This window comes from Pseudomonas sp. MWU12-2345 (assembly GCF_023242385.1).
Classification (GTDB): domain Bacteria; phylum Pseudomonadota; class Gammaproteobacteria; order Pseudomonadales; family Pseudomonadaceae; genus Aquipseudomonas; species Aquipseudomonas gingeri_D.
Genome location: NZ_JALLJA010000017.1, coordinates 1 through 15728 on the forward strand (window position 1 = coordinate 1; position 15728 = coordinate 15728).

General features: G+C 58.2%; 20 protein-coding genes, 1 tRNA gene and 1 pseudogene. 13 read left to right on the plus strand and 9 right to left on the minus strand.

Going from position 1 to position 15728, the window contains the following annotated elements:
- Positions 1-195 (minus strand): annotated as a pseudogene (locus M5C71_RS26135) (isochorismatase family protein); the annotation flags it as partial.
- A gap of 308 nt (positions 196-503) precedes the next feature.
- On the opposite strand from M5C71_RS26135, the gene M5C71_RS26140 reads away from it, so the two are divergent.
- Complete coding sequence (locus tag M5C71_RS26140) at positions 504-2450, plus strand: DNA topoisomerase III (RefSeq protein WP_248769037.1); 1947 nt, start codon at positions 504-506, stop codon at positions 2448-2450.
- A gap of 74 nt (positions 2451-2524) precedes the next feature.
- Here the strand turns inward: M5C71_RS26140 and M5C71_RS26145 are convergent, their stop codons facing one another.
- On the minus strand, positions 2525-3079 hold the full coding sequence (locus M5C71_RS26145) for a hypothetical protein (protein ID WP_248769038.1): 555 nt from the start codon (positions 3077-3079) through the stop codon (positions 2525-2527).
- Positions 3080-3189: 110 nt separating this feature from the next.
- Entirely contained in the window at positions 3190-3642 is a 453-nt protein-coding gene (locus M5C71_RS26150) for an SRPBCC family protein (protein ID WP_248747935.1), read from the minus strand.
- Between the two features lie 368 nt (positions 3643-4010).
- Here M5C71_RS26150 and M5C71_RS26155 point away from each other — a divergent pair, with 368 nt between their 5' ends.
- A complete protein-coding gene (locus tag M5C71_RS26155; protein ID WP_103498299.1) occupies positions 4011-4883 on the plus strand; it encodes an SPFH domain-containing protein in 873 nt (290 codons plus the stop codon).
- A 22-nt stretch (positions 4884-4905) separates the two neighbouring features.
- Here M5C71_RS26155 and M5C71_RS26160 read toward each other — a convergent pair whose 3' ends face one another.
- Together M5C71_RS26160 and M5C71_RS26165 are read right to left on the minus strand one after the other, a co-directional pair.
- Positions 4906-5457 carry an NAD(P)H-dependent oxidoreductase gene (locus tag M5C71_RS26160; RefSeq protein ID WP_248769039.1) on the minus strand — a complete coding sequence of 184 codons (552 nt, stop codon included), beginning with the start codon at positions 5455-5457 and terminating at the stop codon, positions 4906-4908.
- A gap of 170 nt (positions 5458-5627) precedes the next feature.
- Positions 5628-5704: transfer RNA gene (locus tag M5C71_RS26165), tRNA-Val, on the minus strand.
- A 457-nt stretch (positions 5705-6161) separates the two neighbouring features.
- On the opposite strand from M5C71_RS26165, the gene M5C71_RS26170 reads away from it, so the two are divergent.
- The 11 genes from M5C71_RS26170 to M5C71_RS26220 all read left to right on the plus strand — a co-directional run bounded on the left by M5C71_RS26170 (position 6162) and on the right by M5C71_RS26220 (position 12049).
- Entirely contained in the window at positions 6162-6419 is a 258-nt protein-coding gene (locus M5C71_RS26170) for a hypothetical protein (protein ID WP_248769040.1), read from the plus strand.
- A gap of 23 nt (positions 6420-6442) precedes the next feature.
- Positions 6443-6703, plus strand: a complete 261-nt coding sequence (locus M5C71_RS26175) for an AlpA family phage regulatory protein (RefSeq protein ID WP_248769041.1) — start codon at positions 6443-6445, stop codon at positions 6701-6703.
- A gap of 118 nt (positions 6704-6821) precedes the next feature.
- Positions 6822-7037, plus strand: a complete 216-nt coding sequence (locus M5C71_RS26180; RefSeq protein WP_248769042.1) for a DUF4224 domain-containing protein — start codon at positions 6822-6824, stop codon at positions 7035-7037.
- A gap of 627 nt (positions 7038-7664) precedes the next feature.
- Positions 7665-7874 carry a hypothetical protein gene (locus M5C71_RS26185; protein ID WP_100942795.1) on the plus strand — a complete coding sequence of 70 codons (210 nt, stop codon included), beginning with the start codon at positions 7665-7667 and terminating at the stop codon, positions 7872-7874.
- Positions 7875-7974: 100 nt separating this feature from the next.
- Positions 7975-8208: a hypothetical protein gene (locus M5C71_RS26190; protein WP_248769043.1), complete on the plus strand. Its 234-nt coding sequence runs from the start codon at positions 7975-7977 to the stop codon at positions 8206-8208.
- Between the two features lie 334 nt (positions 8209-8542).
- Positions 8543-8902, plus strand: a complete 360-nt coding sequence (locus M5C71_RS26195) for a hypothetical protein (RefSeq protein WP_248769044.1) — start codon at positions 8543-8545, stop codon at positions 8900-8902.
- A complete protein-coding gene (locus M5C71_RS26200; RefSeq protein WP_248769045.1) occupies positions 8902-9444 on the plus strand; it encodes a hypothetical protein in 543 nt (180 codons plus the stop codon). Before M5C71_RS26195 ends, M5C71_RS26200 begins: the two co-directional genes overlap by 1 nt.
- A gap of 547 nt (positions 9445-9991) precedes the next feature.
- The gene (locus tag M5C71_RS26205; RefSeq protein ID WP_248769046.1) at positions 9992-10186 is read left to right on the plus strand and encodes a DUF4224 domain-containing protein; all 195 of its coding nucleotides are present in this window, start codon (positions 9992-9994) and stop codon (positions 10184-10186) included.
- A gap of 388 nt (positions 10187-10574) precedes the next feature.
- Entirely contained in the window at positions 10575-10796 is a 222-nt protein-coding gene (locus M5C71_RS26210) for a hypothetical protein (RefSeq protein ID WP_248769047.1), read from the plus strand.
- A 397-nt stretch (positions 10797-11193) separates the two neighbouring features.
- Positions 11194-11586: a hypothetical protein gene (locus M5C71_RS26215; RefSeq protein WP_248769048.1), complete on the plus strand. Its 393-nt coding sequence runs from the start codon at positions 11194-11196 to the stop codon at positions 11584-11586.
- Between the two features lie 253 nt (positions 11587-11839).
- Positions 11840-12049 (plus strand): AlpA family transcriptional regulator, encoded by a 210-nt coding sequence (locus tag M5C71_RS26220; protein WP_248769049.1) that lies wholly within the window; start codon positions 11840-11842, stop codon positions 12047-12049.
- Between the two features lie 42 nt (positions 12050-12091).
- On the opposite strand, the gene M5C71_RS26225 is transcribed toward M5C71_RS26220, so the two are convergent.
- Genes M5C71_RS26225 through M5C71_RS26240 form a run of 4 tightly spaced genes read right to left on the minus strand, consistent with a single transcriptional unit; the run spans position 12092 to position 15690 of the window.
- On the minus strand, positions 12092-12613 hold the full coding sequence (locus M5C71_RS26225; protein WP_248769050.1) for a DUF2514 family protein: 522 nt from the start codon (positions 12611-12613) through the stop codon (positions 12092-12094).
- A complete protein-coding gene (locus M5C71_RS26230; RefSeq protein ID WP_248769051.1) occupies positions 12610-13221 on the minus strand; it encodes a glycoside hydrolase family 19 protein in 612 nt (203 codons plus the stop codon). Before M5C71_RS26230 ends, M5C71_RS26225 begins: the two co-directional genes overlap by 4 nt.
- Positions 13222-13274: 53 nt before the next feature.
- Positions 13275-13685, minus strand: coding sequence for a tail fiber assembly protein (locus M5C71_RS26235; RefSeq protein ID WP_248769052.1), 411 nt, complete (start codon positions 13683-13685; stop codon positions 13275-13277).
- A gap of 4 nt (positions 13686-13689) precedes the next feature.
- The gene (locus M5C71_RS26240; protein ID WP_248769190.1) at positions 13690-15690 is read right to left on the minus strand and encodes a hypothetical protein; all 2001 of its coding nucleotides are present in this window, start codon (positions 15688-15690) and stop codon (positions 13690-13692) included.
- Between the last annotated feature and the right edge of the window lie 38 nt (positions 15691-15728).

Below are 15728 nucleotides of genomic sequence, written 5' to 3' on the forward strand. Positions count from 1 at the left end.
GCCGCTGAAGCTCTTGGTTTCCACCGAGGTGAAGATCGTCGGCACATTGAAGATCTTCGCCGCCTTGGCCAGGCCCACGGTGTTGTTCTTCAGGGTCTGGCGATCGATCGATTGCACGCCGAAGGACATCTGCGGCTGGTGGTCGATCAGGATCAGGGTGGAGTTGGTTGGGTTCAGCAGTTCACGAATAGACATGGCGCGTTCCTTTTGATGTCGAGTAGTGGTGCGTTCGGTTTGTCAGGCGGGCCTGGCGCCCTCCGCTGGGAGGTCCGTGCTGCCTGGCTTGGATGTCACTTTAGGCGCCTGAGCAAATCGAGACAATTACCCTAAACCGGGAATCATTGATTCTATAAAAGGGACAATTGAGTCTTGCCTACTATCTGCGCGCATGAACTATAGTTGATGAAATTAAGCTGTATGTTTATACAGATAATGATTGCCTGATCGCCCGACACTGAGCATGCTGTCCGACTTCAAGACCCCGCGCTGAAATGAGAGTGGTTATGCGCTTGTTCCTCTGTGAGAAGCCCTCCCAGGCCAAAGACATTGCTGCGGTGCTCGGTGCCACGCGGCGTGGCGACGGCTGCTGGGTGGGGCCGAATGCCACCGTCACCTGGTGCATCGGCCACCTGCTGGAAACCGCCCCGCCGGATGCCTACGACGCCCGCTACAAGCGCTGGGTGCTGGCCGACCTGCCGATCGTTCCGGAAAAATGGAAGATGCAGGTCAAGCCCAAGACCGCCAGCCAGTACAAGGCGGTCAAGCGCCTGCTGGGCGAGGCCGGGGAGTTGGTGATTGCCACCGACGCCGACCGCGAAGGGGAAATGATCGCCCGTGAACTGGTGGAACATTGTCGCTATCGCGGGCCGATCCAGCGGCTCTGGCTGTCGGCACTGGACGATGCCTCGATCCGCAAGGCGCTGGCGGCGCTCAAGCCCGGCGTCGAGACCTTTTCGCTCTATCACTCGGCCCTGGGACGCTCGCGGGCCGACTGGCTGATCGGCATGAACATGAGCCGCCTGTTCACCCTGCTCGGCCGCCAGTCCGGTTATCAGGGCGTGTTGCCGGTCGGAAGGGTACAGACACCGACCCTGCGCCTGGTGGTGGACCGTGACCGTAGCATCGCCGACTTCGTGCCGGTGGCTTACTGGGCGATCGACGTGCACCTGCTGCACGACGGCCAGCCCTTTATCGCCCAGTGGCGCGCGCCGTCGGATGCCTGTGACGATCAGGACCGCTGCCTCAACCAGGCCCTCGCCCAACAGGCCGCGAGCGACATGGGCGCGGCGTCCAGCGCCCGGGTGGTGAAGCTCAAGACCGAGCGGATTCGCGAGGCTGCCCCCCTGCCCTTTGATCTGGGCACCTTGCAGGAAGTCTGCTCGAAAAGGCTCGGGCTGGGCGCCCAGGAGACACTGGATATTGCCCAGTCACTGTACGAAACCCACAAGGTCATCACCTACCCGCGCAGTGATTGCGGCTTTCTGCCCCTGAGCCAGCACGGCGACGCCGGTCGGGTATTGGCGGCACTGGAACGGGCTGATCCAAGCCTGGACAAACTGGCGCCGTATCTCGATCCGACACGCCGTTCGCGAGCCTGGAACGATGCCAAGGTAACCGCCCACCACGGTATTATCCCGACGGGCACCGGCGCCAGCCTCGAACGTTTGCAGGGCAAGCCGCGCGCCGTCTACAGCCTGATTCGCGCCCGTTACCTGGCGCAATTCCTGCCCAATCACGAATACGACCGGACCCAGGCCGATTTCGATTGTGCGGCGCAGGCATTGCGGGCCGTAGGCAAACAGATCGTTGAGCCGGGCTGGAAACGTGCCCTGCCTGAAGCGCTGGCGCCGGCCAAGGGCCGCGAAGCCCCCGAGCCGCAGGCCTTGCCGGCGTTGCGCGAAGGCACCGAATGCACGGTGAGCCGGGTCGACCTCAAGGATCTCTGGACCCAGCCCCCCAAACCTTTCACCGAAGGCGACCTGATCAAGGCGATGAAAAACGTCGCCAAGTATGTGGAGGACCCGCGCCTCAAGCAAAAGCTCAAGGACACCACCGGCATCGGCACCGAAGCCACCCGAGCGGGCATCATCCAGGGCCTGCTCGATCGCAGCTACCTGGTCAAGCATGGCAAAAGCCTGTCAGCCACCCCGGCGGCCTTCAGCCTGATCGATGCGGTACCACGGGCGATTGCCGACCCGGGCACCACGGCGATCTGGGAACAGGCATTGGACATGGTGCAAAGCGGCGAGATGAGCCTGGAAGAGTTTGTCGCCAAACAGGCGGCCTGGATGAGCAAGCAGGTAGGGCGTTGTGTCGAGTTGAAGCTGCAGATCACCATGCCGGCCGGGATGGCGGGACAAGGCGCGGCGCCCTGGAAGAAGAAGCGCAAGGCAGCGGGAGCCAAGACAGGCAGGACCCGGCGTACGCCGAAGTCGGCGGCCAACTCCTGACTGATCGAACGTTCCCACGCCGGAGCGTGGGAACGATCACATCAGGGCTTATGCGAGCGCCATGGCTGCTGTCGTCACTTCACCTTTCTGCTCAGGTCATCGACGTTGCGTTTCAGACTGTCCAGATCACGCTGCTGATCACTGACATCGCGCTTGAGGCCGGACAACTCACTGGAACTCGAACTGGAGCTTGAGCCTGAACTGCGCTTGAGATCGTCCACCTGGCTGGTCAACTTTTCAATAACGCGATCCTGATCGATGACACTGCGTTTGAGGCCGGAAAGATCGCTGCTGTTCGAACTAGAATTGGAGCCGGAACCACTGTTGCGCTTGAGTTCCTCAATGACACGTGCCTGATCGTTGATGATCTTCTTCAGGTTCTCCAATTCATCGGCATTGCGCTTCTGCAGGTTTTCCATCTTCTGCAAGTCATCCACCGTGAAGTCGGTATTGCGCAGCGAGTGCCCGGAACCCGAACTACCATGGGTCGCGGCGAGATGATCAAAACCCGAGGCACTGAGATTGTCGACCTCCACCGCGGCCTGGACCGGAAGCGCCAAGCCACCCAGCAGCAGTACCAACAAGCCAGCGGAGGGAATCGTGAACGAGGGTTTGAAACGAGCGAGCATCACTGAGTGTCCTTGTGAAGTGCCGAGATGGCACATGGCTATGACTCACTTTTCCAAAACTGGTTCCGCCCCGATGTTCTGGCTTCAGGCTGTCCGAAAAACCACGGCGATCATGGGATGTCCAGCAACTGCCGCATGTTCCGATGGCGTGCATCAAAGATGCGATTCATGTACGCATCGACAAACAGCCACTCCAGCGCCGCACCACCGATAGCCCGATAGGTAACCCGGTCGGTATAGAGCGTCCCGCCCTCGGCGGCCTCGACCCGGTGCTCATGGCGAAACGCACTGAGCGGCCCCCTGACCATCTCATCGATAAAGTGCTGATTGTCTCTGACCTCACGAATACGCACGGTCCAGTTGGCCGGGATAAAACCGAACATCCAGTGCCGGAAACGGAACTCGCGCCCCTGCTCGATCCGCAGGTCGGCGATGTCGACCTTGCCCAGCGGCGTGACACGCTCCGGAAAAATCTTCGGGAAGTTGGCCCCCTCCAGGCAAAAGTCGAACACTTCGGCGCAACTGCGCCCTTTGATCAACGTGGTCTTTTCCAATACAGGCATATGGCGTGCGCTCTTCAAATGGGTTTGGCAACCGGCCAGGAAACGCCGACGCCAGATTGATCATTCGACACTAGATCAATATGGCCTTCCAGCATCATTGAAAAGATAACGACCGACAGGGCACGATATTCAGTAGACCTGAACCGTCAGGGATCTCTGACGCCCAGGCCTGAGAGTCGCTTCTCAGAATGGAACTGGCCAGGTCGCTATCATATCGGGTCGCCGATGTCGGCGGCTCGAAAGGCGCCCGGAACCATTGCGGCGACAAGGCAACCTAAACACTATTGACCATGTTGGCGGGGCGCGCTTCCTGAACACCCAGGCAGCGTATCCAGGGAGTGCTTTCCCGCACATCAAAGGAACGAAATATGACCCGTAATATGATCGGCAGCGCGGTTGGCGGTGCGGCTGCATTGATCCTGCTCATTGTGTTTTTCGGCAGCTGGTACACCGTGGATGAAACCGAGCGCGGCGTGCTTCTGAGAAACGGCGCGCTCGTCGGTGTGGTGGACCCCGGGTTGTCGTTCAAGACACCCTTCATTGAAACGGTCAAGCTGATCAGTACCCAGAGCCAGGTCTCGGCCTATGAAAATCTCCAGGCCTACAGCAAGGACCAGCAATCGGCGCAACTCAAGGTCTCGGTGTCGTGGCACGTCGCCCCTTCCGATGTCGCCAAGGTGTACACCCAGTTCAAGGATATCGAGGGCATTCGCGACCGACTGATCAGCCGCCAGGTACCGACCCAGGTCGAGAACGTCTTCGGCCAGTTCAACGCCGTGGCCGCCGTGCAGAACCGTGTCCAACTGGTCAATGATATTTCCGCCGCGATCAAGACGGCGATCACCGGGCCGGTGATGATCGACAGCGTGCAGGTCGAGAACATCGACTTCAGCGATGCCTATGAGAAAGCCATCGAGGCACGCATGGCCGCCGAGGTGCAGGTCAAGACCCGCGAACAGCAACTGGCCACCGAACAGGTCCAGGCACAGATCCGCGTGACCCAGGCACAAGCCGAGGCCGACGCACAGCTGGCGCAGGCCAAGGCCGATGCCCAGGCCACCGAACTGCGCGGCCGAGCCGAGGCGGAAGCGATCAAGGCCCGCGCCCAGGCATTGGCGAGCAACCAGAACCTGGTGGAGTTGACCAAGGCGGAGCGCTGGAATGGTGTACTGCCGACAACGGTATTGCCGAGCGGCTCCCTGCCCTTTATCGATGTCCGGCAGGAGCGCAAATCCGACTGATTGCGCGCCCGTCGAGCGGCGGCTACGAGATCGGGTTTTCCTTATCGATCCAGCCCTTGAATGCATCGAGGGCTGAAACGATTTGCTGGCCAATCAGCGGATCCGCCGCAATGCTCGCCTCATCCATTTCTTTGGCCAGCAGGTTCACAGTGATCGATGCCGGTTCGACGATATGGGCTGACATCGTTTCCAGCACCAGCCTGAGCGCCGCCTGGGCATGACTCGCCCGCGGCGATGCATTGAACAGCGCCACCGGCTTGCCGGGAAATTCGTGGCTGGCGACGAGCCAATCCAGCGCGTTCTTGAACGAGCCTGGAATGCCACGCGCATATTCGGGGCAAGAGATCAGAATGCCATCTGCCCGACCGATCAGCTCCCGCAGCGCCAAAACGATTGCCGGAGGATTGTCGGCCAGGTCCGGGTCGAAATGCGGCAACTGCCCCACCTCCAGATAATGCTGGATCGACACCCCCTGCGGACTGAGCCTCTCGGCGGCGCGAAGTAACGAGGAGTTTGAAGAGGCCGCCCGAAGGCTCCCGGAGACTGCCAGTAGCCGAACCCTTGATACCTCCACCTACACCCCCAAAAAACCAGCGTTTAAGGCCCAATGTTTAGGGAAAGACAGAAAACGGTCAACCCAATAACGGATTCGATACGTCGGGCACCATTGCCAAACGCAAGACGCAAAAAAGGGCCAACCTTTCGATTGACCCTTTCAGACCGCCCAGCAGAGCGGATTTTGTTTGGTAGGCGCGATTGGACTCGAACCAACGACCCCCACCATGTCAAGGTGGTGCTCTAACCAACTGAGCTACGTGCCTGCTGTGAGGCGGCATTCTACGGATTTCCGAAAGGCTGTCAACCCCTTTTCTTTCCGCTAAGCCTATGAATATGCGTATTTTTTAGTGAACACCCGGAAAACGAAAAAAGGGCCAACCTCTCGGTTGACCCTTTCTGACCGCCCAGCAGAGCGGATTTTGTTTGGTAGGCGCGATTGGACTCGAACCAACGACCCCCACCATGTCAAGGTGGCCCTTAGCCAATAGGCAACCAATTGATTTTAAAGAGAAAATACGCCCGTGCAGTTAAGTGCAATACCTGACAAAACTACCTATATGAATCAATAACTTAGCAGTGGGTTTTGCAAATAATTTCCACGCACAATGACTCGCGCGCTCGAGGGCTTCTAGGTGAACAACTCCACATCGTAAAAACCATGAATGACTACTACCCTCATCTGTCTTGGGGCTCGACCCTCGTAGATTCCGGAGAGAATTTGTGGAAGATGAATGCGAGGTCGTATATGTAGCAGGCCTGGGCAAAATGCTCGGGCGAACTGAGGCTTCGGTCAGAGAGGGGATTCGCCGCGGCGTGGACTGGCTGCCCAAGGGCTTCAAGATGGGAGTCAGACATTGCTGGCTGAAGGAGGACGTGCGGGATTTTTTGCGCGGCTGTCGCGATGGCGAAAACAAAGCCCTGAAGATCGGCAGAAAGCGGCATGCGCCTCCGACACTGATTAAGTCTCAGGTGCAGTAAATGCCCCGTTTAGAGGAGAACATATGGAACATCCTCAAGAAAAGCCGCCAGTCGAGTTTATCCGCCTATCAGAAGTGAAGAGGCTCACTGGGCTGAGCACCGCGACAATCTACCGTATGGTGGCCGCAGACCGCTTTCCCAAACAGATCAAGCTGGGTATACAAGCCGTAGCGTGGATCCAGTCAGAGGTACTGACCTGGAATCAACAAAAGGTAGACGAGGCACGAGCCTCAGAATCCCCAATGGATTCCGACAAAGCGATTGGCAAAATAGTCCGTGAGTGAGCCCGGGCAACACCCGACAACCGGCACACCGTAGGCCACCTCGCACGTCACGTCCTGGGCTCGGGCCTGATCAAGCCGATCAGCGCACCACTTCACTTCCGAAATCAGAGCACCAAGTATGATCGAATTCCTCACCCATGAAGAAGTGTGCGAGCTGACAGGAGCACGTACCAAGGCAGGCCAAATCCTCAATCTCAAGAAGAACGGCGTCAGACACACGATCAAGGTGAATGGCTGGCCTTGCGTCACTGCCTTCGCAGTTACTGGTCAAGGGAGCATGCCAGCAGAAGAGAAAAAACCAAAATGGATACCTAACTTGTCCAAGGCTCGGTAAAGGTACCCGACGACCACCGCACTACCGCTTCCTCCTCACGAAATCCAACGCTTTTTGAAAAGCTTCTTTCTCGGTGGATGTGTTGCTAGAAGAGTTTTCTTTTGATTTGTCGCAGCAAGAGGTTGAGGCGATGGTTCGATCTAGCCTAGAGAAACTGCGGTTGGTGGGGGCCGTCTTTTTGACTGAATGCTGAGCGATGTATTCGTCAGCCCATGCATCAAGCTCCAGTCTATCGAAGCCCACCCCCTGGACACCGATCGGAAACTCACTCACAAAGGGTCTCACCGTTCTGCGGAACTCCTCATTACACATACCTAGATACGAAGGAGCCTCATTGGCTCTGAGAATCCGCGGCTGGACTGAATTTTTTCGCATCATTGAATACCGGAAATCGACTGTCTAGTCGCCGACGAAATCCCGCTGAGTCTAGGCGTTTCAGGACGGCGGCGCGTCCTACCGATCAAGCTCTGCAGCGAGCACCGTGACAGATCTAGTAAAACAGGACGCACCACCATGACTGAGCATAGCGGAGATATCAGCCCTTGGATGCCCCTCCTCCGGCGTCCTGCCGAACGAACACAATCCACAGCCCCACTGCTATGCTCCGGTCATTACGGAGGCCCAACCATGCCAAACACAGACCTGTTGCCAGCCCTGCTAACCAAGCTCAACGAGAACCAACTCGCCCTAGGGGCAGCGATTGAGGAATTGTCCAACTGGGTCGAGCAGCGCGGCTCTGTTGAGGTTGCTGACAACATCCGCGCTGCACTCTGGCCACTGGACAACAACCTCGAGTTCATAAGCATGAGCCTGGCAGTGCTCAACTCACCCGAGTGACACGCCATAGCTCAGCACCCTTGAGTTCTACTCAAAGTCCTGTTCATATTCAGCCATCACCCCGCCACCACCTGGCGCAGCGGAGTGCGTAGGAGTCTCCATGGGCCTGACGAAACCGAACCAAGAACTGCGTCGCGAACTCAAGTCGTTAGGGCTTGGCCTTGAGCAAGCCGCAAGCGAAGTGCTCAACCTCACCAGGGGCTGCCAGGGCGAGGAAGTAATAGCTGCGCTGAAGCTGATCACGAAACTCTACGAGAACGCTGATCGGCTGGCCACGCTTGCGGATGAGGTTAAGGCGGGGCAGATAAGCCGGACTGCGGAACTGCGAAGATGACTGCATGAAGAGATCAGAGCTTCTGGAGCAAGGTAGGCGTCTGGGCTTGGCTGGCTTTCCTTATGTTGCTCCCCGGCTATGCCGACGCTGCCGGGCTGGGCGGAGGTTCATCAGGCCGCAAGCGGTTCTTCAGCCCCAGCTTCGTTGTGATTTGCGTCTTCGTGGCTGTGTTTGAGCTGATAGCGCTGAAGCACTTCTATGGATGATGGCGGCAGCGAATGCGGATGAGGTGAGGGCGGGAAGGATTGTTCGAGGGAAGGCTGGGTAGTTGGTGCAGCGTGAATTAGTAGCGATAGCGCTGACCAGGCAAGACACATGAAGGATGGAGAATAAAGTGACCGAACCCCCCATGCATTCAAGCGATGATATTGTTCTTTTGCATTACAAACTCGCGGAGGATGGGTCAGGTGATCCTTTGCGCGCTCAGGATCTGATTGACTTTTTCGTGGCTACGAACAGGAGCCCTAAATGCCCATGCTGCCCACACGAGGGGGCGTGGGATTTCAGCCTTCAGACTGTTGAGGGGGAAGGAGAGGGAGAGGGTTCAAAAAATCTTCCGCTTTCAATATATGTGCATGTGATGATTGACGGGCAGCGGCATACCACCGCTGGGATGACATGCCCAAAATGCGGTCATTTTGCTCAAATCAGCACTTATAAAATTCGCGAATTCCAAGCATCAAGAGGCAAATAATGGGTGATGTCGTAAGCTTAGACTGGGCACGCCCTCTTGGGCTGGAAGATGACACGCTCGCCGAAATGGACAATACTCCTCACATGACCGAAATCACTCGCGAAGAGCTCAGTAGAACCCTATCTGCCATAGAGGAGCGGATGGATAGGCGCGTCGATCGGATGGAGCGTGATGCGGAAAAGCGCTCCCTTGATTATAAAGCTGAACTGGCCCTCCGTGATGAACAACTCCGACGCGAGCTTGATTTGCGCCAGGCATCATTCCGCGCGGAGCAGTCCGCCCGGGATGCGGCATTGAACGAAAAGTTTGCGGGCTTCCTCGGCGCCCAAGCTGAGCGTGATAAAGCGTGGGAAAAGATATCCGAGTCCCGCTTTGAGCGGATCGAGAAAGACGTTAGCAGCATCAAGACCGACACCAAAAAGGTCGGCGATGATGTCAATGGCATCAAGGTGACCATGGCCAAGTATCTCGGGGCCGCTGTTGTAATTGGCGCGCTTGCATCTGCTGCCCTTGGCGCCGCTGCCAAGCATTTTCTTGGATAGCCCTGCCAAATGGGTTCGAGCCCGGCCCCGTGCCGGGCTTTTTCGTTCTGCCCTACCCTGCTCCGCCCATGCACTCCGCAGTGCCAGCAAGAGACGTCCCTGCCTGCTGGACAAGCTTTCGCCATTCCTCGCTAGTGATGAGGTCATCGCGCTCCATTTCGTCAGCCCTCTTCAACAAGATGAAATACTTGTCCTCCACGCGAGTTTCGCTTACGGCCAGAACGAATAGCTTGCGCCAGGCTGTCATGGCCAGTCTTCGCTGTTCTTCTCTCATTGGAACCCCTATTCGTCTATAGGGGTAGAGGTCAGGCCGACTGGAGCGTTCAGTACGACGCAAAACCAAGCGACCAAAGGTGGCTGTACGCCACGAATGGTAAAGGCCGTGCTCGGACGCCTCACAACTCACTTGATCTGAGTCAGCGCTTCATCGGTAGCCTCGCATGCCACACCTTTCACTCGGGTAGTATCAGCGATCGCTAGGCGAGCACCACGGCCTAACAAACCAAATAAACACCTTCTGCCGCCATAGAGCGCACGGAGCTCTACTATGTTTCTGACAGCCGAAGAAGTGGCCGAGCTAACCGGCTACGTGAGGACTTACGCCCAAATCAAATGGCTGCAGGCGGAAAAATACGGATTTGCGATTGATGGATACGGCAAACCCAAGGTCCTGCGCCAGGTTGTAATCGAGCGCCTCAGCGGGGTTCAACTGAAGAAGGGACCGGAACTCCGGCTTGCATGAAGATTGAGAATGAGCGCCCGGCCACTTATTGCGTTCAGTTTGCGCTGGAGTGTTTGGCCAGTAGCGCGTCATAAGACGCCTCGCAGGCCAGCCCCCTCACTCGGGCAATATCAGCGACCGCTGCCAGCTCCCGATTTCGCTGGACAGATTTGTCGAGCAGGACGACGAGCAGATTGCCGGGGGTTGCCCCTGGCGTGCAGATTCCAGCAGCTCCGGGATTGCAGCGGGCACAACTGGTGGCGTGTAGCGCCAGCACCCAGCCCCCAGCCCCCAGCCCCAGGGTGATGCCGGCCTCCCGCCATACGACAGGACTCGCGCCAGCGCCCTGCGCACGCCTTCGGCCAGCACCGCGCCACCATCTGATGCAGCGAGATGCGTAGGAGGCCCCATGGTTCTGACGAAACCGAATCAGAAACTGCGACGCGACCTGAAAGAGGTTGCGGCCCTGATCAAGTGGTCAGGCGTCGACCCGATGCAGATGACCGCACGGATGTCTGAAACGGGTCTAAAGTCTGAGGCGTGGGAGCTGATCAAGGTGTCGGCCAGCTTCCAGATGGGGCACGCGGAAAAGGTGAAGGCTGGTGTCATCACCTGGGCGAAGGCCGAGTGATCTGGTGGAACGCAAATTTGTTAGTACAGGACGCATAGCCCTGATCGGAAAAATTCTCGTTGTTGGCCCGTTTTTTGATGGGGTACCGTTGGTCTAGATTTCCGTGTGCGCCACGAAATGCTGTAAACAAAATCGTGGCGCGGGCGATCATAAGCTATACATTTCTCAATCCATGCCATTAATTGCGGCTTGAGATCGATTTAACACCAGAGCAAGCCCTAGAGGGCAAGACCATGAAGCGCGAGTACCACCCCCACAAACCCGACACCTCCGAAGAGGAGGTCAATTTCGACCTCGTACGGATGAGGAAGGCGGTAGAGGAAGGGCAGAGATTCGTAATGCCTGAAGGGATGACGCGCGAGAAATTTCGTGAATGGATGCGTGAGAACAATAATAAATGCCAAACCAGGTAGAGGTCGGAGCACATTTCTCAACGCTATTCGAAACCTTGTCTGACGAGGAAAAGACCCTAATTGAGGACTTCGTTTTTCATTTCGAAGCACAGGGCCTCAAAACGTTTATCGGCAAAAAAGGCCCCTCTGATAACGTCCCCATCACTGATCCTAGCCGCGCAGTAAAAATTGCATACGCGAAAAAGCATCAACTTTGGCATGTGCACATCGGCTACCCAAAGTGGAACGCCTCCAGAAATCCGGCAGGCGCCTACCAAACGTCAAATTACGTCGTGCACTTCCAAAGATTCAACGAAAACCACATCGCCCTTATAGATTATGGATCTCACAATCCAATGGGGCTGCCTCAGAAGAACTACCTCTTCCGCCAGCGATAGTTGATCCGCCATAGAAAAGCCAAGCCAGCGCCGGCTTTTAGTTCCTGCTCCAGTCTCGATGTCGCCTGCAGGCAAGCAGCATTCGATTACGACACGCTCTGATTTTTCGCTACCGACCGCCTAGTGACTGCCCTACACTCAAACCAGCTGACGGATCAGCGCCCCCCTCTGGAAATAGCCCGGCCCCGTGCCGGGCTTTTCGTCTCTACCACTCACCGGTGACACTCAAGTCGCACGCGGCGAGGAGATACAAATGGCAGCAGAGAATATCGACCGCTTCCTGCGCCTCAACGAGGTGCTCCACATAACCGGCCTTGGGCGGAACACGGTTTACCGCAGGATCAGAGAAGGAACATTCCCAAAACAATTTAGAATAGGCCCCAATTCTGTCGCCTGGCGTCAGTCTGCCATCTCCCAATGGATGCTGGCTTTGGCCCCCAGCAACGATCAAAACGAGGCGTAGCGCCCCGCCTCCTCCGGCGTCCTGCCGAACGACCCCCCTTCCCTATTTCGAATTCTTCACCGCGTCATAACCTGCCTCGCAAGTCAGCCCCCGGGCGCGGGCCTGATCAGCATCTGCCGCCAGGATTCCCGCTCTTTCATCAGCGAGCTTGAGCACGTCGGCGAGCACTCGGGCGGCGTGGGCAGCTGCCTTGCCTGCGGCGGCAGTGCAGGAATTGCCGCTGGCTTCACTAGCTGCGAGTCGAGCGGCAAGGTCATCTGCTGTTGCGCGCAGGCTGTTATCAGAAGCATGAGAGGCAGCAACAGCAGCGTTCGCCGCATCGAGGAGTTGTTGACCACTTTGCACCACCTTGTTGATTGAGAGTTGACGTTCCTGTTCTTTGGCGCGCTCGACGTTTTCATTGACCAGGGCGGCGGTCTTGTCTGCGGTATCGCGGGCATCCCATTTTGTCTGCCACTCGGCATTGGCCAGGGTCTGGCCGTGGTGATAGGCGCCGAACAACGCGCCGAAGATCAGCGCGACGGCCAACAGGAAGCCGGCAAGCCTTGCGTAGATTGAGGTCATGCCAGCACCTGCAGCGCGGTGTTGTAGAGGGCAAGCCGATCAGCGGCACCATTCTGGCCGCCGTTAATGCGCTGCGTGATTCCGGTGAAGTTGCCCGCATCCGCCAGGCTGTTCAGTCCGTTGATCGACCAGAACCAAGCCGCAGACAATGCCGCGTACTGAGGCTGGGCCAGCAGATCCGGGTTGCCGATCAGGTCCACGCCCAGGGCATCGCCGCACGCTTGGTAGTTGTCGCGGCCGGTGATCTGGATCAGCCCGCGACCGCGGTAGTTCCAGCCGTCGCCGGATGATGCATCGCCGTTGCCCATCCGGCTGGCATAGGCAATGTTCGCGATCTGCTCAGGCTGCCGAGCCACCTGTGCAGCTAGGGCCTGGGTAAAACGGCTGGGCCAGGTGGCGACCAGGGCCTGCGCACCGTAGTTCAGGTTCTCGACCACCGACCGGAGCTGGCCGGATTCGTGCCCGACCTGGGCAATGAACGCGGCAACCCGCTGAGTTCCAACGATCTGAAACCGTTGCATGGCTGTGTTGAGCACAGGAACAAAAACGCCGGCTTGGGCGCCGGCGTTCGGAAGGATCTGCAGCAACTGCTGCTGGGTAATCGGCATGGGTTTCTCCAGGCGAAAAAAAGCCCGCAATGCGCGGGCTCGGGTGGATGAGATCAGGCGCCTGGAGGTGTAGGCCAAGCAGGGTTTGCCGCGGTCACATCGATGCTTTTCACTTCCCTGTAATAACTCTGCCAAGCCTTTGCGAGCACGGTTTCATCATCAGTGGCATCACCAAGCTGCAGAGATACGAGAACGGGAGCCATGGCCTGTGAGGCCATGTTCAGCAGGTTATTTTGGCGCTGAGTGTTGGCCGACGTTATCTCTTCCTGCGTCGGAGGAACTACAGGAGGTGGCGGTGGAGCTACGAGCTGGCCATCCACATAGAGCCAGCCCATCGTCGTCGCCGGATCGATTACCTCCACCGCAATTTGACCATCTTCAGGAGCCCACCCCGGGAGCCCATCCCACACGATCATGTTCACAACAACGTTGGTTGACACATCAACAACAGCGTAAACGCCCATTTTTTCACCACTCAATGATTACAAGGCCGCCGGTACCGGCAGCGCCATTTCCGCCAGCAGCGGTTGCCCCATATGAGCCACCGCCTCCACCACCGCCTCCACCATAACCAGCCGCGGCTTTTGCAACTGCGCCACCGCCTGAACCTGCTCGGCCACCGCCACCACCACCGCCGAATGAGCTTGAACCACCCATCCCTCCGATTCCGGTGCATTGATTGTTCGTGCAGTCGCCGCCATCACTCCCGCCCGGGTATCCGGCACCACCCGAACCTCCGGCACCACCGCTGGCGCCCCCAAGCCCTGCTGAGCCACCGTTGAGCGTAACCAGGCTGCCTATTGTTGTTGCGCCCCCAGCTGCACCGGCCCCACCTGAAGCCGCCCCATAACCGCCCGCGCCAGCTGTGCCTGCTGTACCCGTCGTGATAGCAATGACCTGACCCGGAGTAACGGTATATGGCACGCGGAAAATTTGTTGACCACCGCCGCCACCGCCACCGCCCGCGCCACTAGTGGGAGCACCCGAACTACTGCCACCACCACCACCGCCACCACCACCGCCTCCACAACCGGAAACGTAGATAGTTGTGACTCCAGCTGGGACGGTAAAGCTTCCGCTGGTGGAAATTCGAGATATGCCTTTCAAACCGCCAAACAACTGCCCCATCGCAACGGCTTGCTGGCTCTGAGTCGCGTTGGCTACCTGCTCAGCCGCCCCCGTGCAGAACAGCAGGATGTACGAACCACCGCCTACCGACGTGTTCCACTGCACCCACGCGTCACCATTGGCTACCAACTCGCCGCCTTGTAGCGCCGCGTGCGCGCCGCCGACTAGCGCGACAACCCCAACACCGTCGTTGATCGTGCTCGCCCCCGTGTTGGTCGTCTTGACCTTGAAGCGCAGTACCTGGCCCTCGGCGCGCGCAGTGATCGTCGGCGAGAAGGCGCAGACGTAGGTGTTTGCAGTGCCGGTATCGGTGGCGAACGCCAGAGCGCCGGTTTGGAGCTGGCCGGCGTTGACTGCGTGCTGACTTTGAGTGGCGTTGGCCACCTGTTCGGGCGCTCCAGTGCAGAGCAGGAGGATGTACGAGCCAGTACCGACCGAGCTATTCCATTGAGCCCACATGTCGCCATTGGCAATGATCTCGCCACCCTGCAGGGCTGAATGCGCGCCACCCACCAGAGCCACAGTGCCGACGCCATCATTGATGGTCGAAGCACCTGAGTTTGCGGTTTTCGCCTTGAGCCGAATGATCTGACCTTCGGTCCTCGCGGTGAACGCCGGAGAGAAAGCCCCGACATAAGCGCCGGCGGTCCCTGTGTCGATAGCAAACGACATGTTCCCGCTTTGGATCGACTGCAAAACCCCAGATGGCATAAGCGGTGCCGAGGCGTACTGCGCAATGCTGGTAGACGTGATGGTGGTCTGGCCGTAGGCAACGGTCACCACGTACAGGCCGACATAGCCCGCATCGGGAGCCGGAGTGGTCTGGCTGCCCGTGGCCGCCGAGACGCCTGCTTTTACTACAACGACTGCGGCGCCCTTCCGAGAGGTGTTCTGGGTCAGGCCGTTGTTACCCATGCCACTGAACGGAAGGCTCGGGTTTGCGCTGTTGTAATACGGCAGCAGGACAGGAGCTGAGTCAACATCCTGGTAGGTCGCCTGCACCAGATAGTTGATCGATTGGCCGGTGGTGGTTGGCGCAGCACAGGTCAGTGTGACCGCATCAAGTAGGATGCCCTGCTTCATGATCGAGTGCGTGGTGTCGGCCAGGAGCGTCGAGAACGCCAGGGCATCAATATTCGTCAGGCTATAAATCTCGCCGGGCGCGCAGACCACTTGCAAAGAGGCCGGCCCCGTTGGCGTGACCGCGAAACCGTTGGCGATAGTGCTGGTGCCAAGTACTGCGGCAGCGAGCTTGGCAGAACCAATCATCGCGTCTTTGGCCATCTGGAGCAGGCTGGTTTCCGGCAGGATTTGGCCCGGGTAAACGATTTGTCTGTCCATGGATTCCCCAATAAAAACCCGCACTTGGCGGGCTTTGA